Annotated in this window: 16 protein-coding genes and 4 pseudogenes; 9 read left to right on the top strand and 11 right to left on the bottom strand. The window is 67.7% G+C overall.

Annotated elements, in window-relative coordinates:
- Positions 1-93: 93 nt before the first annotated feature.
- From ACFQ6S_RS05850 to ACFQ6S_RS05860, 3 genes are all read left to right on the top strand, one after another.
- Positions 94-1,236: a transposase gene (locus tag ACFQ6S_RS05850; protein WP_383404059.1), complete on the top strand. Its 1,143-nt coding sequence runs from the start codon at positions 94-96 to the stop codon at positions 1,234-1,236.
- Between the two features lie 167 nt (positions 1,237-1,403).
- A complete protein-coding gene (locus ACFQ6S_RS05855; protein WP_383404063.1) occupies positions 1,404-2,864 on the top strand; it encodes an MFS transporter in 1,461 nt (486 codons plus the stop codon).
- 489 nt (positions 2,865-3,353) lie between these two features.
- A complete protein-coding gene (locus ACFQ6S_RS05860) occupies positions 3,354-4,184 on the top strand; it encodes an SDR family oxidoreductase (RefSeq protein ID WP_383404066.1) in 831 nt (276 codons plus the stop codon).
- Between the two features lie 93 nt (positions 4,185-4,277).
- Here ACFQ6S_RS05860 and ACFQ6S_RS05865 read toward each other — a convergent pair.
- A pseudogene (locus ACFQ6S_RS05865) lies at positions 4,278-4,571 on the bottom strand (transposase); the annotation flags it as partial.
- A gap of 15 nt (positions 4,572-4,586) precedes the next feature.
- Positions 4,587-4,727: pseudogene (locus ACFQ6S_RS05870) on the bottom strand (IS5/IS1182 family transposase); the annotation flags it as partial.
- Between the two features lie 225 nt (positions 4,728-4,952).
- Here ACFQ6S_RS05870 and ACFQ6S_RS05875 point away from each other — a divergent pair.
- The 5 genes and pseudogenes from ACFQ6S_RS05875 to ACFQ6S_RS05895 all read left to right on the top strand — a co-directional run bounded on the left by ACFQ6S_RS05875 (position 4,953) and on the right by ACFQ6S_RS05895 (position 8,330).
- Positions 4,953-5,894 (top strand): GNAT family N-acetyltransferase, encoded by a 942-nt coding sequence (locus ACFQ6S_RS05875; RefSeq protein WP_383404068.1) that lies wholly within the window; start codon positions 4,953-4,955, stop codon positions 5,892-5,894.
- Positions 5,895-6,324: 430 nt separating this feature from the next.
- A pseudogene (locus ACFQ6S_RS05880) lies at positions 6,325-6,652 on the top strand (MerR family transcriptional regulator).
- 251 nt (positions 6,653-6,903) lie between these two features.
- On the top strand, positions 6,904-7,107 hold the full coding sequence (locus ACFQ6S_RS05885) for a cold-shock protein (RefSeq protein WP_093907424.1): 204 nt from the start codon (positions 6,904-6,906) through the stop codon (positions 7,105-7,107).
- 407 nt (positions 7,108-7,514) lie between these two features.
- A complete protein-coding gene (locus ACFQ6S_RS05890) occupies positions 7,515-7,781 on the top strand; it encodes a hypothetical protein (protein ID WP_383404071.1) in 267 nt (88 codons plus the stop codon).
- Positions 7,782-7,850: 69 nt separating this feature from the next.
- Entirely contained in the window at positions 7,851-8,330 is a 480-nt protein-coding gene (locus ACFQ6S_RS05895; protein ID WP_383404074.1) for an HIT family protein, read from the top strand.
- A gap of 95 nt (positions 8,331-8,425) precedes the next feature.
- Here the strand turns inward: ACFQ6S_RS05895 and ACFQ6S_RS05900 are convergent, their stop codons facing one another.
- The 3 genes and pseudogenes from ACFQ6S_RS05900 to ACFQ6S_RS05910 form a co-directional block, all read right to left on the bottom strand.
- A complete protein-coding gene (locus ACFQ6S_RS05900) occupies positions 8,426-9,424 on the bottom strand; it encodes a DUF6215 domain-containing protein (RefSeq protein ID WP_383404077.1) in 999 nt (332 codons plus the stop codon).
- Positions 9,425-10,088: 664 nt separating this feature from the next.
- Positions 10,089-11,540: pseudogene (locus ACFQ6S_RS05905) on the bottom strand (dihydrolipoyl dehydrogenase family protein).
- A 110-nt stretch (positions 11,541-11,650) separates the two neighbouring features.
- Entirely contained in the window at positions 11,651-13,411 is a 1,761-nt protein-coding gene (locus tag ACFQ6S_RS05910) for an MOSC domain-containing protein (protein WP_383404080.1), read from the bottom strand.
- Between the two features lie 714 nt (positions 13,412-14,125).
- Between ACFQ6S_RS05910 and ACFQ6S_RS05915 the strand changes: the two genes are divergently transcribed.
- Complete coding sequence (locus ACFQ6S_RS05915; RefSeq protein WP_383404083.1) at positions 14,126-15,385, top strand: PP2C family protein-serine/threonine phosphatase; 1,260 nt, start codon at positions 14,126-14,128, stop codon at positions 15,383-15,385.
- On the opposite strand, the gene ACFQ6S_RS05920 is transcribed toward ACFQ6S_RS05915, so the two are convergent.
- From ACFQ6S_RS05920 to ACFQ6S_RS05945, 6 genes are all read right to left on the bottom strand, one after another.
- Complete coding sequence (locus ACFQ6S_RS05920) at positions 15,333-16,016, bottom strand: MBL fold metallo-hydrolase (protein WP_383404086.1); 684 nt, start codon at positions 16,014-16,016, stop codon at positions 15,333-15,335. The two genes, ACFQ6S_RS05915 and ACFQ6S_RS05920, sit on opposite strands and share 53 nt — an antisense overlap.
- Positions 16,017-16,176: 160 nt before the next feature.
- The gene (locus ACFQ6S_RS05925; RefSeq protein ID WP_383404348.1) at positions 16,177-17,319 is read right to left on the bottom strand and encodes a lipase; all 1,143 of its coding nucleotides are present in this window, start codon (positions 17,317-17,319) and stop codon (positions 16,177-16,179) included.
- Positions 17,320-17,529: 210 nt separating this feature from the next.
- Positions 17,530-18,891, bottom strand: a complete 1,362-nt coding sequence (locus tag ACFQ6S_RS05930; RefSeq protein ID WP_383404089.1) for a glutamate decarboxylase — start codon at positions 18,889-18,891, stop codon at positions 17,530-17,532.
- A gap of 332 nt (positions 18,892-19,223) precedes the next feature.
- Complete coding sequence (locus tag ACFQ6S_RS05935; RefSeq protein WP_383404092.1) at positions 19,224-19,886, bottom strand: LuxR C-terminal-related transcriptional regulator; 663 nt, start codon at positions 19,884-19,886, stop codon at positions 19,224-19,226.
- A complete protein-coding gene (locus ACFQ6S_RS05940) occupies positions 19,886-21,412 on the bottom strand; it encodes a sensor histidine kinase (protein ID WP_383404095.1) in 1,527 nt (508 codons plus the stop codon). The genes ACFQ6S_RS05935 and ACFQ6S_RS05940 overlap by 1 nt, the downstream gene beginning before the upstream one ends.
- Complete coding sequence (locus ACFQ6S_RS05945) at positions 21,409-21,801, bottom strand: response regulator transcription factor (RefSeq protein ID WP_383404098.1); 393 nt, start codon at positions 21,799-21,801, stop codon at positions 21,409-21,411. Before ACFQ6S_RS05945 ends, ACFQ6S_RS05940 begins: the two co-directional genes overlap by 4 nt.
- Positions 21,802-21,835 lie beyond the last annotated feature (34 nt).

Consider the following 21,835-nt stretch of genomic DNA (forward strand, 5'->3'; position numbering starts at 1 on the left):
TGCGGATGACCTTCCCAAGTCGTGTGCCTGCAACGGAGCTTCGATGCGCCGTCAGTCTGCCACCCGGGTCTCGTCAAGACCCGGGTGGCGGGCATGTCGCTGACGGAGCGGCTGGTCAGGTTGCCGGACCCGCGTCGTGGGCGGGGAGTGCGTTATCCGTTCGTGAGTGTGGTGCTGATCGTGGCGTCTGCGGTGGCCGCCGCCCGCTCGTACACGGCGATCGGGCAATGCGCTGCTGCCGCCCTGGCAGACCACCCTGGCCCGGTTGGGTACCCGTCTCGTCGGCGTCTTCGTGCTGCGTATCGCGGTGCCGCGACCATCCGCCGGGTGCTGGAGAGGGTATGCCCAGGTGGGCTGGCCGACTTGACCGGTGGCGATTCGGCCGGGGCCACCACACTCGCGGTGGACGGCAAGAGTGCCCGCGGTTCCCGCGACGGGCACGTCCCGCCTCCACATCTGCTGACCGCGATGACCGGCGACGAGCAGACGATCAGTCAGCTACGGGTGCCGGACAAGACCAACGAGCTCACGGGCTTTGCCCGGCTGCTCGCCCCCTTCGACCTGACCGGGATCGTCGTCACCGCCGACGCGCCGCACACCCAGCGCGAGCACGTCCGCTTCCTCACCCAGGACAAGCAGGCGCACTACCTGCTGGTGGTCGAGAACAACCCCGTCCCGATTCGCGGCGCTGCGCTCGCTGCCCTGGAGCCGGGTCACCGCTCGCCCTGCGGCCAGCAGCCGCGCGGGGACCGGCGGCGCGAACTGCGGGTCGTCAGGGAGCTGACCGTTGACGGGCTGGGGCTGGACTTTCCCGGCGCGGTCCAGGCCGCCCGGATCACGCGCTTTCGCGCGAACGCCGGAACCGGCCGACTCACCCGCAAGACGACCGACGCGATTACCGACTTGCCCTCGACGCAGGCGTCACCGCAGCAGCTCGGCGACCTGACACGCTCGCACTGGCTATCGAAAACCGGCTGCACTTCGTGCGCGACACAACCTGCGCCGAGGACGCCAGCCGCATCCGTACCGGACGTCGCCTCGTCCTTCCTCGACATCGCCTTCACGGCCGCGATGGCGTCCTCGGGGGAGATAGGCCCCTCCCGGCTGCTTCTTCACCAGCTGCGCCAGATCCAGGCCGCGAATGGTCGCGTTGACGACAGCTCGCCTCAGAGATGGGACGAGCTCAGTTCCTGCAGCCATGGCGCGAACATCACATCCGCTACGGGCAGCGTCTGAGGAGGTCGACCTCCGAAGCGACGTCACACGCCGACGCTCGGCGGAGCCTTCCGGTGCTGCTCAACGGCAACGCGCTGGCAGCGAGCTCTCACATTCATCATGGGGTGACGTATTGCTATGTTTCTGTCTGTAACGGACTTACAAGGCTCTCGCCCAGGAGTGCTGCTGTGGCATCCGTCGATGGGTCTCCGCAAGGCGGGCTCGGCTGGAACCGTGAGACCGCGACGCTGGCGCTGCTGTCGTTCGCCATGTTGATCGTCTCGCTCGACCAGTACATCGTTGTTGTGGCACTGCCTGACATCGCACGTGACCTGGGCTATTCAGCGCAAACACTCCAGTCGGTGATCAGCGCCTATGCCGTTGCCTCCGCCGGCTTTCTGCTGTTCGGCGGGCGCGCAGCAGACCTCATCGGACCACGCCGGGTCCTGGTCACCGGCCTTGCCCTCTACGCCGGTGCGGCACTCGTGGGCGGACTCGCGACTGGGCGCGAGGTGCTCCTCGCAGCGCGCGCGTTCCAGGGCCTCGGTGGCGCGCTCGTCTTTCCCACCACGCTGGCGCTCATCAACGTCATGTTCGCCGAAGGCCGCGCACGTAACCGCGCGCTGGGGATCTGGGGCGGCGCCGGCGCGGCCGGACTGGTGATCGGCGTACTCCTCGGGGGACTGCTGACGCGCGCATTCGGATGGGAAGCGGTGTTCCTGGTCAATGTCGCTTTGGCAGGTCCGGCCCTGGTCCTCGCGTTCGTGCTGATTCCAAAGGACCGACAGCGCGACAGAGGACGCAAGTTCGACCTGCCCGGTGCGCTCAGCGTCACCCTCGCGGTCACGATGATCGTGTTCGCCCTGGTTCAGGGGCCGGGACTGGGCTGGCTCTCACCCGGCATCCTCTTCAGCGCAACGGCCGGACTCCTCCTGCTGGGAGTCTTCGCGCTCATCGAGCGAAACAGCAGCGACCCGCTCGTGCCGCCACGGCTGCTCGCCAACCGCAGCCTCATCACGAGCCTCGTCATCGCCTTCATGTTCATGGCGACATTCGGCTCCGTGCTGTACTTCCTCTCGATCTACTTCCAAGAGATCCTCGGCTACGACGCCTTGCAAACCGGCGCCGGGTTCCTGATTCCTACAGTGGTTGTCGTCGCAGGTTCGACAACGGCCGGCCAGATGGTGACGCGATTCGGACTCAATTGGACGCTGCTCGGTGCTCTCGCCATTGGTGCGCTCGGTGCCGTCCTGCTCGGCTTGGCCATCTCCCCGGACGGTTCGTACGCCTCGCTGATCCCGGGGCTCGTCGCGCTCGGCATCGGCGACGGAATCGTGTTCACGACCATGTTCATCGCCGCCGGAACCGGTGTGTCCGACCGGGATCAGGGCATCGCCTCAGGGATCGCCTCTACCGGCTCGGGGATGGGTGCTGCGGTGGGCCTCGCCATCCTGGTTCTCGTGGCGACAGCCGGTCTTGATGACCTGACTGGCGAGCGACTCCAGAACGAGACGGCAGAAGGCATCAGTACCACCCTGTTCGTGGTAGCTGGGGGCATCGTCCTGACCTTCCTCGTCGCCTTGTCCAGGCGTGCGAGACCAGCCGAAACGGAACGGGCGCCGGTACCTTGCCAGGGGCGTCGATGCTGAGGGCTGTTCCTACCGACACCTCGCGATCAACGAGCCCGGAAATGTCGTGAGGAGAAGGAGCAATGCCTGCTGCAAGGTGGATCGCACCGATGGAAAGGCCGGTGGTGGAGCTGCTCGCACCTCAGCCTGCGCACCGGGACTATGCAGAGGGTCTGCCTTTCGTGTTCGGCGTGTGGGCGGTCCATCGCGACGTGGCCGCGCGGCTCAGACGGAGATTTGCGATGCCGCGCCTCTGGACTTACTAGTTCACTTGCCCACTCGACCTCGCCCTGACAGAACGGCAGTTGGCGGGACGCATGGAGTTCGTGCACGGCACCGGTCATCAGGACTTCACCGTTGATACGACGGGTTCCGCGGCGGTCTCGCTTCGGCGACCTAGCGGCCCAGGCGGGGTCCAGCAGACCGAACCCTGGTACACCCGCCATGAGTAGGAGCATTTGCCCAGTTCGAACCGCGTTCCTCGGTTCGGCCACCGCTACTGTTCAGGGCATGACCGTGAAGAAAGCACGTGCCCTGGAGGTCAGTTCGGCCCATGCGATCGTGACCGGTGGGTCGAGCGGCATCGGTCTGGCCACGGCCCGGCTGCTCGCGGAGCGGGGCGCGAAGGTGTCCCTGATCGCGCGGGGACGGGACCGTCTGGCTGCTGCGGCCAAGGAGCTGTCGGCCGTCGCGCGGGCGGCCGACGTGGCCGATCAGGCGGCCCTGACCCTCGCGATCACCGAGCTTGAGCATGAACAGGGACAGCCCTGCGACATCCTGATCACGTCGGCGGGGCTCGCTCGCCCGGGGTACTTCCTGGAGCTGTCGGACGAGGTCTTCCGAGAAATGATCGAGGTCGATTACTTCGGGACGCTGAACGCGCTCAGGGCCGTGACCCCCGGCATGGTGGAACGCGGGCGGGGCAGCGTGGTCGCGGTGTCCTCGGCCGCCGGGCTGATCGGGATCTTCGGCTACAGCGCTTACGGACCGGCCAAGTTCGCCGTACGCGGGCTGATGGAGTCGATACGGGCCGAACTGACGCCGCGCGGAGTGCACGTCGGTGTCGTCTTCCCACCGGACGTCGACACTCCGCAGCTCGCCGAGGAGAACCGATGGAAGCCGGAGGAGACCCGGGCGGTCGGCGGAACGATCAAACCGCTGACCGCTGAGAAGGTCGCGGCCGCGATCGTGGCAGGAATCGACCGGCGGCGTTTCGTGATCTGCCCTGACACAGGCACACGGGCGCTGGCGCGTTTCGGCAGTGTGTTGATGCCGCTGCTCAACAGGGAGTTCGACCGCAGGGTCAGGTCGATCGCCGGGGCGGCCAAGGGAACTCAATGAATGGCTGCGTGCAACGGTCCGCCTGTCCTTGGTATCGCCGCCTGGCGAATCACTCCAGGACCTAAATGCTCGGTTGATGGGTCGAAGGTGAGCTCCTGATCGCTCGAGCCCGGCGAGGAGGACCTCGTGCAGCCGGGGCCACAGACCGGCCTCAGTCCACTGGGCCAGGTGCCGCCACCAGGTCATGCCCGAACCGAAGCCGAGCTCCTGCGGCAGATGCTCCCAGGCGATCCTGGTGGGCAGCACGAACAGGATGCCCCGGAACACCAGCCGGTCAGGATGCCGCTTGCGCCCCGGGTGCCGGGTCCGACGCTCGACCTTGGGCAACAGCGGCTCGATCACCGCCCACAACTCGTCGTCGACCTCCCCCGGCTTCGGCCGAGCCACCCCACACCCCCGGATGAGGCTCGACGGTCGGCCCCTGCGAACACGGTCTGCACCCTCGCGGCGCAATGCAGCTACAAGCTTGCCGAACTGACGTGGGCTCAGTCCGCTGAAGAGGGCTGTCCAGGAAGGCTCCGACGCCGTGATCACTCCGGCGATGACTCGTGATCACCGCATCTGGCAGAGCCCTTAAATCACATGCGGATGAGACGTTGATCGTCTATACCTCCACGGCAGGGCCCACGCCGTCTCGCGTGTTGCCCCCGCCGGCCAAGTAGCGGCGAGTCGGGTCAGCGGCCCGGTCGCCGAGCAGGCAGGAGGAGCGAAGGGGCGGCGTCGTGCACCTGGTACATGCACTCAACCTCGCTGCCCATGGAGCCTTACGTGACAAGTGACCTGATCTTCCGCCCCATCACCGGTCTGGAGGAGGTCAAACTCTTCAATGCTCTGCCTGGCCCCTACAACGACCGTCTCGCAGAAGATCTCCAGAACGGACACTGCAAATCCGACTGGATGTGGGTGGCCCTGCGAGACGGCCGACCGGTGGCACGGGTCGGCTGGTGGTCCCGCAGCGGCATCAGGCCCGAAGTGATGGAAACCCTCGACATCGACGACGCCCACGGCGCCCCGCTCCGGATGGACATCGGCACGCGTCTTCTGCGCACCGCCCTCACCGCGCTCTTCCCTGCGGGCACCCTGCCGCCCCCGTACGTTCTCCAGCCCCTCCCGGCGAATTGGAGCGACGACGCCACTACTGAACGTCGTATCAAAGACCGGATAGAGGTGGTGGAGCGCACCGGCGGCACGATTTTCGTTGAGAGGCTCCGCTATCGCTGGACGTCCAGCACACCAGTGCCTTCACACCGAGGCAGCCTGACCTTCCGCCCGGTCGGCAGCGATGAGGAAGCGATCGATCTTCTCACCCGCATCCTTCCGGGCACGCTGGATGCCTACAGCCAGGCCGACGTCGCCCGTTCCTCAGCCAACGACTACGCACGCGTGCAGTACCACGACGAACTGCTGAGCTATCCCAGTCCGCGCGCATGGTGGCGGATCGGGGTCCGCCCGGACGGCGAACCGATCGGCTTGGTTGTTCCTGCGCAAAGCCCGAACGGCTTCGTGATCGCCTACCTCGGCGTGATCGACGGCCACCGAGGCCAGGGCTTCGTCAACGACCTGCTCGCCGAAGGGACCCAGGTGCTGGCTGCCCAGGGGGCCGAACGCGTCACCGCAGACACCGATCTGGGAAACCAGCCGATGGCCCGGGCATTCGAGCGTGCCGGGTATGACAACTTCGCCGGGCGCATCGACATGCGCTGGGACTGATCGGGCACCTCCCCACCCAACGTGAGACTGGAGGCCTGCGTAAGGGCGGCGCGCTCATCCTCGGCGCGATCTCGCTCTGCAACTCGGCGTTCTCTTTCGTCTAGGGAGTGAGCCCGGCAACCCGAGCCGAGGACGGGGGAGTGAGTCGACGCCGAGGCCTTCACCTGCACCGCCACCGACGCCCCCGGCAGCTTCACCACCGGCACCGATCCCGACGACATGCGCCAAGCGGCCACAGCATGGAACTGGAGTTGTGCGCTCCTCCCTGCCGAGTCCTGGTTCTCCGCTGACGGGGAGCGGACCGGGAGCCGAGAGATAGAAGACATCTGTGTCGACGACGGCAGGCTTTCGCCAGGGCCACTAGGGTTCCGCATGGGGAATCCGCTCCCCTGGGCGGGCCGTGACTTCGACGGCCGGCGGGAAGGCGCAGATGCCCTCGCAGGACCGGCCGCGTGCTGCCGACCGGCTCGACGACGACCACCCGTCGTGCGCCCTGGGCCGTGCCGCCGAGGGTGATCGGGTGACACCCGGTTTCCTCCGGGCCCTCGGAGGAGCGGGCCTAGCACGCCGAGGAGGCAGAAGGGCGGCGGTACTCGCGTCACCAGCTGCGCCCTGTCGCTCGGGCCCGCGAGATGGTCGATCAGGGGACGTCGATCGAGGCCGCCTGCCGGATCATCGACCTCGAGGACCGGCTGGAGGCGGTCCTGGACGCCAACGCTGAGCTGTCCGGAAGAGGGGCCGACGGTAGCGGCGAGTAAAATTTTGATGGCGCCAGAGCATAAATTTGACCGATGCAATTAGGAGTCTATTCAAATCGCTCTTTCGGCTTTTTCGGGTAGTTTTGCCTCATGGTTTTCCCTCCCCCTGGTTGCTGGCTATTTTCGGTGCTATGCTTAACGTAAATTGCAGTTGTGGTTGCCGTATCTCGGATTCCCGGGGCAGGTGATCATCGCAGCGATCAGGGGGCTCGCGAGGTGCGGGTCTCCAGCACTGCCTCAGGAGAATCAGCATGGCCAGCGGTACCGTCAAGTGGTTCAACGCGGAAAAGGGCTTCGGCTTCATCGAGCAGGAGGGTGGCGGCCCTGACGTGTTCGCTCACTACTCGAACATCGCAACTCAGGGCTTCCGTGAGCTGCAGGAAGGCCAGAAGGTGACGTTCGACGTCGTGCAGGGCCAGAAGGGCCCGCAGGCGGAGAACATCGTTCCCGCCTGACACTCGCGAGCGAACCTGCCTGAACGCGTCTGACGTCGTTTCGTATGCGCATACGGCGAAACAGGGGCCCGCACCTTGGGTGCGGGCCCCTGTTCTGTTTGCCGGGTCCGGATCCTCCGAAGCCCTCCTCTGCAAGTGCAAGAGTGAGCCTCCTGGCCCCCGTCGGCTTGGCCGGTGCCTTGATCTGCCACCGAGCATCACCAGATCACGACATACTTCGAGTTCTCATGAGATGGCCAGGGAGCGGGGTGCGCGTCGGAGGTGCAGTGACGCGAGTGACATGGACGGCAACGGCACTGGAGCCGTCGGGACGGCACTCCGCCGTTGAGAGGGATTCGGACGTCAGGGAGCTGGCTGATCACTTCAACGCACTGCGCTCTCGCGGTCAGGGGTACCTCGAAGTCCGAATGACCGGCAGCGAGTTCCCCCAGCTAACTCTCGGCTTTCAAGGTGATCAAGCGGTCATCCATCTGTTCGACGATCCGGAGACGTCGTCCCTGCTCGTCGGCGACGGCACCGTCGGGGCCGATGGCGTGGTCGAGGTCCCGGTCATGGATGACCTGGCCGCATTCAGTGGCGACTTCGTCCTGACTGTCGATCGCGCATGGGCCCTCGTGGGCAACTTCATCCAGACAGGGGTGCCTGGCGATCTGGGCGATTGGTGCGAGTTGTAACCACGGCACGTTCGCCAATCGAGACAACGGCTTGAAATCGGCCGGGGCCAACCGGGGTAACGTCGGTCCATGACCGGTGACTGGCGGACGGACCGGGTCGGGGCTGCTCTGCGGGGCGAGAACCCGACCGTGCTGCGGCGACTTGGGTCTGGTTTCGCGGCGATCGGTGACGTTCAGTTCCTGCCCGGGTATTCAGTTCTCCTCACGGACGAACCGGGTGTTCGACGGCTGTCTGACCTGCCGAGAGCCAAGCGCCTGTCGTTCCTTGCCGACATGGACCAACTGGGGGAGGCCGTTGAGCGGGCCTGCCGGCGGCTGGACCCCGGCTTCCGGCGGGTCAACCTGGAGATCCTCGGCAACACGGACCCGTTCCTGCATGCCCACGTCTGGCCGCGGTTCGAGTGGGAGTCGGCCGAGTTGGTAGGCAAGCCGGTGTGGCTGTATCCGCGTGACCGGTGGAGTGACGAGCGGTTCCGGCTCGGTCCCCAGCACGATGTACTGCGGGATGCGATCGGCAGCGAACTGGACCAGCTGGGGTCGGTCGCCTGACAGGGTGAGCCCGTTGACCCGAAGATCTGCCGGTGAAGCCGATATGCCCAACGCGGTGGCTGGGTCCGGGTGCTAGGTGGGCTGTTCTCGGCGTCTCAACGGACAGGCCGTTCGGGGATCTTCGGAAGAACCTTCTCAGCGATGGCTAGGAGCGCGCTGTCGTCCGGGAGAGCTCCGGACGTGCTCCACACGGTGATGTCGAAGGAGCCGCCCCGGTCACTACGGTCCAGGGCCACGGACAGCGTCCTGGCCAGGGGACCCTGTTGGACCGGTCCGCCGGATCCGCCACCATTGAAATCGATCTCGAGCTTCATGGTGTGATCCGAGAAGAACACCGCGGGCCGACCAAGGACAGTAAGCGTCTTGATGTCCTTCTCATCCCCGAACTCCATCAGCTTCACGTACTGGTCAGTCGACAGGTCGTTGTACGTGGCCGAGACGTTCACGGTGTACGTGTCGAACGCGACCTGCGCCTCCGGTTGGGCGACCTTCCCATCAGTCAGAGGAGCGGTGTTGTTGGTGCCGGAAGCGGTGGTCGCGGTCTCTCCAGGCGTTCCCAGGAGCTTGGCCAGGTCTGGCCGGTTGAGTGCCTTGCACAACTCTTCACCGGTCACGGGCTGGGGCGTCTGCTGGTAGGCCTTGGGCAGCTCCTCGTGTGTCCCGTCCGAACATGAGGCGGGCTGCGGGGTGCTGTCGTCGGACGGCATCACGCGTGGGCCCACCCACAGCGCGGCCGCGATTGCCCCGAACACGGCTACAGCCGCGATGGCCTGGCCCCATGCGTTGGGCTCCTTCTCCGGAGTATGCGGGCCGGGACGCGGCCCAGTTACAGCGCTGACCTGGACGGCGGCATCGACCGGCGCCCCGTCTGCGGAGGCTGCCGGACTGGGGTTCCGGCGTGCGCGCAGGGCCCGGACCACCACGTAGACGCGTATGGCGGTGAACACGAGGAACACCACGCCGAGACCGGCCGCGACCCGATCGTGATCGCGGATGGCGAGATACATGATGCGTACGCCGAGAACCGAGCCGACCGCGATGAGTAGGGGCTCGCGGACCCAGAACGGCAGGAGACGGAGGAGGAAACCGAGCATCCGGTGATCTCACCAGGTCAAGAACACATTCGCCGTGGTGGAAGCCACAGTTCCGGCGCGTGCGGGGCCTGCCGAAGCAAGAGACGCCAAACCGAGATCCCGAGATCGCTATCGGGACGGCCGGGGGCAGGCGTTTGCGGCCAGGTTCTCGTCCTCGGCGTCCTCGGCGTCCTCGGCGTCCTCGGCGTCCTCGGCGTCCTCCTCGTCCGGCTCGCGCGGATCGTCTTCGCGTTCATCCAGCGATGGTTCGTCAAGGTCGGCGCCTGCTCCGCCGTCAAGGGCTGAGTCAGAGCTGCCTGATGCTCTGGTGAACTGGGCCTCGATTCGATTCAGCCAGGAGCTGTTGGTCGTGGGGGTAGGCGAGTTCGACGCTATTGGCCGCGGCCCAGTCGCGGACCCGTGTGTCCTTCTGACTCGACGAGGCGCAGGGCTCCTGGTTGACGGACACGCCATGGACGCGGTCAGCCGGGCGCCGGTCCGGCCAGTAAGGCCGCATGTCTGCTCCACGAAGGTCCGGCGCTGACACCTGGTGTTCCAGCACCGAAACCGCCGAACTCGCAACCGGAGTAGCACCCTTCGCCCGGCACTCGGTACGTCCGCGAGACCGCAGGTAGGAGCCGTGCACCCGGGCTGACCAGGCCCTGCATCCGGGGCAGGCGACAGGTCAGTCGCGCTGGTAGGCGGCGAGGAGGAAGAGCCAGATCTCACTGACGGTCGGGAAGCAAGCGATCGCGTGCCGGAGCCGCTTGATTGTGACTTCGCTGGCGACCGCGATGGTGGCGGAGTGCAGGAGCTCGCTGACCCCGGGGCCGACGAAGGTGACCCCGAGGAGGATTTCCCGGTCGAGGTCGACGACCATCCGTGCCTTTCCGCGGTAGCGGTCGGCGTAGAGGTTGGCGCCTTGGGCGGCATTGAAGTCGACGTCGACCGTCTTGATCCGGTGGCCGGCGTCGGCCGCCTGCTCGGTGGTCAGTCCCACAGCCGCCGCCTCGGGATCGGTGAAGAAGACCTGGGGTACGGCGTGCTGGTCGGCGGTGGTGGCGTCGTCGCCCCAGGCGGCGTCATCCAGGGAGCGACCGGCGGCGCGGGCGGCGATGGTGTCGCCGGCGGTGCGGGCCTGGTACTTGCCCTGGTGGGTGAGCAGGGCGCGGTGGTTGACGTCGCCGAGGCCGTACAGCCAGTCTCCCTCGACGCCCCGGACGAGGCAGGTGGTGTCGACGTCCAGCCAGGAGCCGGGGGTGAGGCCGACCGTGTCCAGCCCGATGTCGTCGGTGGCCGGGGTGCGGCCCGTGGCGAACATGACCTCGTCCGCCTCCTGTTCGCTGCCGTCGTCGAGGGTGAGTGTGACGGGGCCGGTGGGGTCCGGGCGGCGCAGGGCCATCACCTGTACCCCGATCCGTACGTCGGCGCCGGCTGCGGTGAGGCTCTGCTCGATCAGCTCGCCCGCGAAGGGCTCCATGCGGGGGAGCAGGCGACGGCGGGCGAGCAGGGTGACCTGCGAGCCGAGGCCTTGCCACAGGGTGGCCATCTCCACGCCGACCCCGCCGCCCCCGACCACGACGAGCCGGGTGGGCACGGCGCTGGAGTCGGTGCCATGCCGGTTGGTCCAGGGCCGGGCCTCCTCGATGCCCGGGATATCGGGCAGCGCCGGTCGGCTGCCGGTGGCGACAGTCACCGCGTGACGGGCGGTGAGGATGTGCTGTGCGCCGTCGTTTCGGGTGACTGTGACGCGGCGTGGGCCGTCGATCCGGCCGTGGCCCCGGAAGAGGTCGGCGGCGATGGATTTCACCTACTGGGCCTGGCCGCTGTCGTTCCAGTCGCTGACGTAGCGGTTGCGGCGGGCGAAGACCTGGCCGGTGTCGATCCGGCCGGTGACGGCCTCTCGGGCACCGTCCACGCGGTTGGCGTCCGCGATGGCGATTACCGGCCGCAGCAGCGCCTTGCTGGGGACGCAGGCCCAGTAGGAGCATTCGCCGCCCACGAGCTCTCGCTCCACGACGGCTACGGTGAGGCCGCCGGCGCGGGCGCGGTCGGCGACATTCTGGCCGACCGGGCCGGCACCCAGCACGATCACGTCGTAGGTGCCGCTTCTCTCGGTTGCCTGTGCTTCGCTCACGGTGTCCTCGCATCAGGATCGGGCTGGATCATGGGTTCGAGTACGGGATTGCCCGACGCCGGAAAGCCACCAAGCGGATCTGTTGCCCGGCCTGTGCTGTTGCCGGCCGGCTAGAGGTCGAGGACGACCTCGGTGGTCGGTTTGCTGCAGCAGACGAGGATGGTGCCGGCTTCGGGGGGTTCGAGGGGTGGGGTGGTGTAGCTGATGTCGCCTGCCACGAGGTGGGTGATGCAGGTGTGGCAGACGCCGGTGCGGCAGGACCAGCGGGTGGGGATGTCGCAGGCTTCGGCGAGATCGAGGAGTGATGGGTGGGCGGGTGACCACGGGGTGGTGATGCCGCTGCGGGTGAACGTGATGAGTGGGCCCGTCCCCTGTGGACCAGGCGGTTGGTGCGGCCGGACGGTGGCGGTGGCTGTGACGCCGGGGTTGATGGCCGGAAGGGCGCTGAACTGTTCTGTATGGATCTGCTCTATGCCCAGACCGTGATCGCGCAGGATGCAACTGAGGTCGTCCATGAAGGCGGTTGGTCCGCAGAGATAGGCGTCGGCGTTGCTGGGGATATTGATGGCCGCGAGTGATGGGGCGGTCGGTCGGCCGTGGGTGATGTGGGGCTCGTCTGAACGTGGAGTTTGGGAGGTGTAGTAAATGTGCTCGTGGGAATGGGGAATGCGGGCCAGGAGGGCGTGGCTCTCGTCCGCGAATGCGTGGTGGGCGCGGTCGTGAGCGGTGTGGATCCACCAGACGGGGCGCGGGTCTCGCGTGGAGGCGAGCTGGTGGAGCATCGCGAGTACGGGAGTGACCCCGATCCCTGCGGAGATGAGGACGATCGGGCGGGTGCTCTTTTCGAGTACGAACGTTCCGCGGGCGCTCGCGACGTCCACGAGGTCCCCGGGGCGGAGCACGGCATGGATGTAGCTGCTGACTTTTCCGTGGGGTTCGTGCTGGACGCTGAAGCGGTAGGTGTCGGCGGTGGGTGCGGAGGAGAGTGAGTAGCTACGCACTGTGGGGGCGGCCTCGCCGACGGTGAGGCGGATGGAGAGGTACTGGCCCGGTCGGGCTTCGGGCAGGGGCGCGCCGTCGGTGGCGGCGAGGTAGATCGACGAGACGGTGGGCGTCTCGGGAACGATGCGGGCGACCCGCATGGGCTTGAAGCCAGGCCATCCCGGCTCTTGTCTGGGCTGCTGATTGCTGGCGCGTTCGCCTGGCCATCCCGGTTCCTGTGGGGGCTGCTGGGCGGCGGCGAGTTCGCGGAAGGACTGCTGCCATCCGGGGCTGAGGGCGGGGATGTTCAGTGCCTTGCGCAGCTTCGCGGGGTCGCGGCCGGGGAGGTAGAGCAGTGCGTCGATCTCGGCAACGCTGAGTTGCTCTGGACCTTTGCGGGTGAGGCTGATCTCGTCGCCGGCCGCGACGCGCCCTTCGGTGAGGACGCGCAGGTAGAAGCCGGGGCGGTGGTGGGCGACCAGCAGGGATGCCATGGTCGGTTCGCCCAGACGCATGCCGACGCGATAGCAGGTGACGCGCGGCTGGGTGACTTCGAATTCGGCCTCACCGATGCGGTATCGGTCGCCGACGCATACTTCGTCGTCGGGCAGGCCGTCGACGGTGAAGTTCTCCCCGAAGATCCCGAAGGTCAGGTCGTCGCGGCCGAGTTGCTTTTGCCAGTACTGGTAGGACTGCGCCTGATAGACGAGGACGGCTCGAATTTCGCCGCCGTGTCCGGCCAGATCCCCTTGACCGTCTCCATCGACGTTCAGCTGCCGAACCATTCGGGGGCCCTGGACGGGGGACTTCCAGGCTCCGGTGTGGACCGCTCTTCCCTGCCAGGGGACGTCCTTGGGCATCCCAACATTGACGGACAGCAGCGTCGCCATTGCGGACCTCCTGCGGGGGGTGTCCGGGCGGGGCAGCCCCTCATGGCGCTGTGATCTGTGCCTGAGATCGATCCTAGTTCGTGTGGTGGTGCCGCCGCGATTTCGTGATCACGAATCCATCGCGGCATTCGCTGAGATTCTTCGAAATGGAGGGGCCGGCGCGGAAGGCCAATGCCCATTCGTTTTCCTGGGCGAACCATTCGTATCGTGCATGCTCGCAAGGTGGGCGGCCTGCACTGTGGCGCACCAGAATGATCACATGGAGTACGGGCTCGAGGTCGTCATCCGCCTGGTGAACGACGTCGACACGGCGTCGACCGCGGCCTGGACGTCGACGAGGTCGAGGCACGCTGATCCTTCACCCGCAGCACGCCCAGGCGCTTCCGACCCGATCAGACGTACGTGGCGACGGCGACCTTCGACGAACGCCCCAGGGCCCGAGCGGGTGATCGCCAGCGACCGTCTCCAGGAATGGCTGGGGCAAGGCTCCTGCCTCGGCCGCGAGATCCCCGCCTGGAAGCTCGCCGCGCTGCACTGGACGGCGCGGGCCGGCTTCGGAGGCGTGGAGACCCAAAGGGGCGCCTCACACCAGACGCCGAGGAGAAAGACCCGCGCCCAGCCGTGTCGCGCCACCGGCCCCGACATGCCGCGCATGGCGTAATGGAGCGGCTCCAGCGGCTTCCCAGGTCACGTTGTGCGGAGGCGGCGGCCGGTATGGGCAGCAGGCAGGAGGCGGCGAGGCGGGTCATGGGCGAGAAGAGGGTGGACCGGACGGAGGGTTTTGGCGAGCGGCTGCTCGGCCTGCTGCTGGATCGGGCACATCTGATGCCGCCACAGCTGATCGCTCCGTTGATCGCGGAGGAGGTGGCCGGGATCGGTGGTCGTGACGTCTCCATCCTGCTCCAGGACTATGCGCAGGAAGTGCTGGTGCCGCTTTCGGGCAGGAAATTGCACGTCGGCCAGCCCGAGCCGATGGCCGACTCCCCCGCAGGCCAGGCCTTCCTGAGCGTGGACGTCGTCGAGGTGCCGCAGGCCCACGGCGGCGTGCGGATGTATCTGCCACTGCTGGACGGCAGCGATCAGGTGGGGGTGATGGCTTTGACCTTGGATGCCGTCGGCGACGACGACCGACGCCTGTTGCGCAGGCTCGCCAGTTTGGTCGCCGACGTGCTGGTCACCAAGAACGCCTACACCGACCTTTTCTTCCTGGCCCGGCGCCGGGAGCCGATGAGTGTGTCCGCGGAGATCCAGTGGAGCCTGCTGCCACCGCTGACGATGACCATGCCGCAGATCGAGGTGGCCGGCATACTGGAGCCCGCGTACCGCGTCGCCGGCGACAGCTTCGACTACGCCCTCAACGGCAACATCCTGCACATGGCGGTGATCGACGCGATGGGCCACGGCTTGGATGCCGCCGTGATGGCGACCGTGGCCATCGGCGCCTACCGGCATGCCCGGCGCGTGTTCGTGAGCCTGGCCGAGAAGTACGCGTTCATGGACGACGCGATCTCCCGGCAGTTCGGGCCCGATCACTTCGTCACGGCGCAGCTGATGCACATCAACGTCGCCACCGGTGAGCTGGAACTGGTCAACGCGGGCCACCCCGCACCGCTGTTGATCCGGGCAGGCCGGGTCCTGCGGCAGTTGGAGAGCGCGACGACGCTGCCTGTCGGCTTCGGCGGTGAGGAGCCCCGGGTCCGAGAGCACACGCTCCAGCCGGGCGACCGGGTGCTGTGCTACACCGACGGCATCATCGAGGAACACGTAGCCGGCGGCGAGCCGTTCGGCGAGGATCGCCTCATCCACTTGGTCAACCGCCTGGGAGAAGAGCCGTCACAGGGCGTGCGAGCGGATCTGCGACGGCTCTCCCACACGCTGAAGAGTGAACGGGGCGGGCGCACCAGCGACGACGCCACCCTCTTCATGGTCGAGTGGCACGGTGGCGTCGCCGACCATCTCGCGGTTGTTGACTGAGCAGCCTGGACGTCAACCGAGTCCCAACCGGACAGCGCCGCTCACGCGGACGACGGTCAGCCCCCGCGCTTGGCCACCTCGTCTCCCGAATGTGTGCGGAAGCAGGCGCTGGCGGGTCGTGAAGGCCGCCCCTCGCGCCCAGGCTCGATGACGACGATCCTCGATGCCGGATGCTCAAGCCATGATGGTTTGCATCCAGGGCGTGCAGCCAGACTTGTCGGCCGCTCCCTGGCGATTCGGCCAGGCACAGGTAAATGTCGCCGCACACCGCATCACCCGCTACGACCAATCCGATGGAGGGCACAGACAGAGCGCTGGTGCCATCCGTGTCGGTGTGCCCCAGCTCGACGGCGTGGAGCTGGTGTCCTTCGAGGTCGATCAGGCCGTCGGGCAAAGGTTCTGCCGGGACCTGTCGGCCGGAGATCTGGCCGGGGAAGCGTGGCTCCCAGAATCCGTCGAACCAGCGAGGTCCCCGCTGAGCGTCCAGATGCGCGGCGACTCCCGGTGTGGCGACGACCCGGGCGTCCGGGAAGCGTTCGAGCACGGCGGGAGCACCGAAGAAATGATCGCTCCCGGACGCTGAAGGACCGCTGAACGTCCTGAAGTCCTCTTCAGCGCTTGGTCTCCTCATCCGGGAACCGCCGGGCGAGCAGCGCTCTGCTACGCGGGTACGCGTCCGCAATGGGTAGGAGACCGTCGTGCGAGTCGTACGCCTCGTCCGGGCCCAGGAAAATCCGACCAGCGAGCAGACCTGGGCCGGGAGACGGCGCAGGCCGAGTCAAGAGACAAGCTCAACGAAAGGGACCGTCGTTCGCGAAGGCCTGGGTGGCGAAGCGTTTGCCCATTCGGCGGTACGCGGCGGCGGTGGGGTGCAGGCCGTCGGACAGATCGTCCGTCTCCTCCGGGCCCAGCAACTCGCGGCCGTCCATATAGTGAAGGTGGGGATCGCGGGGCTGTCGGGCGGTCACGATCCGTTCCAACTCGGCGCGGACCACCGCCAGCGACAACGCTCCAGAGGCCGCCACCTGTGCCGGGTCACCCAAAGCTGTGATCTTCCCGTCCGGGCCCATCGCCGTCGGGCCGGGGGTCTCTTCGAGCGCCGGACAGCTCACGGGGGAGATGAGCAGCAACGGGGTACCCGGGTGCCCGTCCCGGATCGTGTCCAAGAACCCGTGCACCGCCGGGCCGAACGTGCGTAGCCGGAAGGCGGCCAGACTCACGATGTTGATGCCCACCTTGAGGCTGATCAGGTCGGCGGGCATATCGCGGATGGTCCGGGCGACATAGGGGTCCAGCAGTGCGTTGCCCGCCTGGCTGAGGTTGATGACCTCCGCTCCTGCGAGGGCGGCCGCAACTACCGGCCAGGTGCCGGTCGGGCCGTCGGCCTCGATGCAGTGGCTGATGGAGCTGCCGTGGTGCACCCAGCGGCGTCGACCGTCCGGCAGCGGCGGAAGTACTTCACCGTCGGCGCGCAATGCCACCAGTTCCGTGGGGGTCTGCTGCGGCAGCCACAGCTCGACGTTCTTCATGCCTGCCTGCAGCCCGCCGAACCGAACGGTGCTCGGGTCGCCCGGGATCATTCGCTGCACGGCCCCCGGGCCCGCCATCCGCACGACGTTGCCCACCGGCGCTCGGCGACGCCCGGCCAGGGTGCCGTTGACCACCAGCTCGAGCATCCCGGTCGGGCGGGGTTCGGGGTCGGTGTCGAGCTGCCCGGTGGAGGTGAGGACTTCGAGCTCCAGCTCACGCGCATCGGTGCGGAACACCAGACGTACACCCGACGGCATCAGGGTCACCCCGTAGACCGACGGGTCCTGATACTGCTCCTTGGTCCACGCGGGCAACCGGCGCGGCATCACCCCCGCCGGCCTGCTCTCCAGATCCAGCGCACCCCGTAACTCAACCGGCCCGCCCACCAGCGGAACCACTCGCATCGCCACCGCCACCAATCCTGCTCAGGTCGACCAAGGATCGGAACTCGCGCACACGCCTGCGAGTTCCCGCGCGGGCAGCGCACCAGTGCTCCGTGCCATGCAGCGCTCGCCGGGTACGCGTCCCGTGATCATCAGCCTTTGAATGGCGCCAAACAAGCCGCAGGCGAGTCTCTGGTGGAGCCTGACCAGTGGTTGCGCCTGTCCTGAACGTCAGTACGTGGTGTGGAGTTGCTTTGTGACCTCGGTCAGGTCGGCGATGAACATTGCCGCGAGCTCGGCGGTGAATCCGGTGCGTACCACCAGGCGCAGTACGGAGACGTCCTGGCAGGGAGCGGGGAAGGCGTAGGCGGGAAGATGCCAGCCTCGCGCCCGCATCGCTTGCGAGACGTCGACGACCGTGAAGCCCTGCGTGCCGGGTGTCAGGCGAAAGGCGAAGGCCGGGAGTTCGGAGCCGTCCGTGACCAGCTCGTAGGGGGAGATGGTCTGGATACGGGTGGCGAGTACGCGGGCCGTCGTCCGGTTCTGGGCCGCCAGGTTTCGCAGCCCCTCGAAGCCGTACCTGAGGAAGCTGTAGTACTGCGCGACGACGTGCGCGCCCGGGCGGGAGAAGTTGAGGGTGAAGCTGGGGGAGTGGCCGCCGAGGTAGTCGACCTCGAAGACCAGGTCGTCGGGGAGGGCTTCGGCGTTGCGCCAAAGGGCCCAGCCCAGGCCGGGGAAGACATGCCCGAACTTGTGCCCTGAGGTGTTGATGGAGGCGACTCGTTCGAGCTGGAAATCCCACATGAGGCCCGGATCGAGGAAAGGCGCCACCATGGCGCCGGACGCACCGTCGACATGGACGGGGATATCGGTGCCGGTGGCGGCCTGGTATCCGTCGAGAGCCATGCAGATGTCGGCAACGGGCTCGTAGGAGCCGTCCAATGTGGAGCCGAGGACGGTCACCACGCCAATCGTGTTGTCGTCGCAGTGGGCGGTGAGGGTGTCGGGGGTGAGGTGGTAGCGGCCCGGTTTCATCGGGACGAAACGGGGCTCCACCTCGAAGTAGTTGGCGAACTTCTTCCAGCAGACCTGGACGTTCGCGCCCATCACGATGTTCGGGCGGCCAGTGTCCCTGCCCTGGGTGCGCCGGCGGTCCTGCCAGCGGCGTTTCAGCGCGAGTCCGCCAAGCATGGCCGCCTCGCTCGATCCGGTGGTGGAACAGCCGCGGACCTGCTCCGGGTGCGGCGCGTGCCAGAGCCGGGCCAGCATCCGCACGCAGCGTTCCTCCATGGCCGTGATCTGCGGATACTCCGCGCGGTCGGCGAGGTTCTTCTCCGCGGTCTCCGCCATCAGCTGCTGAGCCTGCGGCTCCATCCACGTCGTCACGAACGTGGCGAGGTTCAGCCGGGCATTGCCGTCGAGCATCAGCTCGTCACGCACCCGGCGGCTGACCAGTTCCGGCGACGACGCCGACTCGGGCAGTTCGTCGACCGGCAGCACGAGGGCGTCGGTGGGTTGGAGACCGAGGTGATGTGAAGGGGCGGGAGCGTCGAACTCGGTTACGGGCATGGCGTCGGTTTGCGGGATGGACATGAGGACGTGAATGCCTTTCTGGCCTGTGTGACCCCGTGCACCTCCGACGCTAGATCCACGGGCGGCCCGCCATCCGTGCCGATTACACCGATCCAGTGATCGATTTGCAGACTGATGAACTGGATTTTCCCCTGTGCATACCGGCTGTTGTCGCGACGCTGCGGTCGATGAGGTCCTGGTCCGACTCGTACTCGTGACCCGGAACGTGTCCGGCGTCTTTACCGGTGTCGGCAGGAACCTGTCCGGCGTTGCTGCCGGGGTCGGCCTGGCTGCGCGGCCGGGCCGGGCAGCCGGAAGCGTAGTGTCACCGTCGCATCACCGCCGACACCCCATCAGCCACCGGCAGACCCCGCCCCGTTCCTCGCCCGCATGTACGTCAGCACAGCCAGTACCCGCCGGTGATCCGCCGCTGACTCATGGAGATCGAGCTTCCGCATCAGCTGCCGGATATGGGACTCCAGCGTCTTGGGGCTCATGAACAGACGCTGTGCGATGGCCGAGTTGGACCTGCCCTCCGCCATCAGCGCCAGGACCTCCAGCTCCCTGGCGGTCAGTGACTCCATCGGCTCTCGCGTGCGTGAGCGGCGCATCAGCCGGGTGACGATGGTCGGATCCACGACGCAGTCGCCGTCGACGACCCTGCGCAGCGCGTCGGTCAGCACCGCGGCGTCGGCGACTCGTTCCTTGAGCAGGTAGCCGACGTGCTCCGGCACCTCGCTGATCAGCCGCAGCGCGTAGTGCGTCTCGAGATACTGGGAGAGAACCAGCACCCCCAGTTCGGGATGCCTGGTGTGCGCCTCCTGCGCGAGAGTGATGCCTTCGTCGGAGAAGGTGGGAGGCATTCTGATGTCCACGATGATCGCATCGGGCACCTCCTCCTCCATTTCCAGCAGCAGGGCTTCGGCATGGTCCACCGCCGCCAGCACCCGGCATCCGGCGTCCGTGAGCAGCCCCGTGGTCCCGCGCCGGACCAGCGCGGAATCGTCGGCGATCATCACTCGCACAGCGCCCCACCCCCCTTGACCGGGAACCCGGCCTCCACCACGGTCCCCCCAGCGGCTCGCTCTGTCACCCGCAATCGCCCACCCAGCGCCGCCACCCGGTCGGCGAGCCCGCGCAGACCCGACCCGCCGGGATCCGCCCCGCCCCGGCCGTCATCGGCCACCCGCACCGTGAGGCCGTCGCCTTGCTGGACGCACTCGATGCTCACACAGCTGGCCCGCGCATGCTTGCGGACGTTGGTCAGGGCCTCGGCGCAGACGAAGTAGGCCGCCGCCTCCAGCGACGGCTCGAGCCGGCCGATGTCGATGCCGACGGTGACCGAGACCGGCAGTCCCGCGCGGTCGGCCAATTCGGGCAGCGCGGCGCCGAGCCCGCCGTCGTGCAGACTCCGCGGCCGAATTCCGTGGGCGAAGGACCGCAGCTCCTGCCGGCCCGCGGTCACCTCGGCCCGTATCGCACCGACCTCTTTGCGGACCTCGCCCACGGCGGCGGATTCCAGCTCCGCGAGCAGCCGGTCCGCTTCGGCGAGGTTGCGCTCCGCACCGCAGCTCACCTGCTGTGCCAGGACGCGCCGCTGTTCGTCCGCCGTCTGAACGAGCCGGCGCCGAGCCGCCGCGAGCCGATCGAACCGGGCCCGGGCCTCGGCCCGCATCCGGGCGTTGGCCACGGTGAGACGCAGCGCGGCCTTCGCCCCGTCGAGCAGCCGGCCGTCCTCCAGCACGGCCGGGTCGTGCAGGAGGACGGCGACCGGCTCCCCGTCGTCCTCGACCGACGTGAGCACCCGTCCGGCCGCTACGACGTCCAGCGGGCGCCCGGCCTCGTCGACGTACGCTTCCTGCCCCGGCACCCGGTAGCCGATGACCAGACTCGGGTCGCCAAGAGTGCGGGCCAGCACTGCCCGCAGGTCCGCGTTGCCGCCTCGTCCGCCGAGTTGGGTCACGAGTTCGGCGATGGTGGCGTCGGTCCAGCGTCCGTACAGCAGATCCACGGTCAGCCAGACGGCCACGGCGCACAACGCGGCATCGTAGGCCAACGCGACCTCGAGATCGGCTTCGAGCCCGAGCCTGGCGTTCGCCGTGCCGAGGGCCAGGACTGCGGCGAACACCAGCGCCGCCGCGAGGGCCGGCCGGCCCGCTTTCCGTGCGGTTCCCGAAGTGCGTACGAATGTGTCGACGGCGACCACTGCGATCAGCACGGCCAGCCCGCCCGTCAGCCAGGCCGCGTCGGCGAAGCCCTCATAGACGGCGGCGGCGTAGGCCGCGACCACGGCCGTGGCGGCCGGCCGGCGGTGCAGCCTGCCCGTCGGATAGGACAGGTGCAGATGGGCCATCGCTCCCCGGTGCAGGAAGACCAGGCCCGGGAAGACGCTGCCCAGGAACCAGCATCCGCCCGCAATGGCCATCACCGGCCCCACCCGGCTGCCCCGGCGGACCGCCCAGGCCACAGCCGACGCGCCGAGGAGGACCACGCCGACGGTGACATCCGCGGCCGCCAGCAGCTGCGAGGCCATCGTGTTCATCCCGTCAGCGCGGCGAGCGCCGCCCCGGTCAGGTCCTCTTTGGCGATGAAGCCGCGTGCAGAGCTGCGTGCCAGCCGGTCGCGATACGCCGCCGGATCGCGGCTCGAGGTCAGGACCACCGCGATGGGACGCGCTCCTTTCCCGGTGATCCGTTCGCAGACCTCGAAACCGTCCAGATCCGGGAGGATCACGTCCAGCAGCACGATCTCGGGTGCCAGCCGCTCGGCGCCCCGGATGGCCGACGCTCCGTCCGCGGCCTCCCCGACCACGGAATAGCCCTCGGCCTCCAGCAGCGCCCGGGCGAACGACCGGAAGCCGGCGTGGTCGTCCACCAGCAACAGCCTTGGTTTCACGAGCCGATGATGGCAGCATGCGCCGGGATCACGCATCAGGGCTGCCCCTCATGCGCGATCCCGGCCCGTG

Origin of the sequence: Streptomyces sp. NPDC056479 (assembly GCF_042795335.1) — a bacterium.
GTDB lineage: Bacteria > Actinomycetota > Actinomycetes > Streptomycetales > Streptomycetaceae > Streptomyces.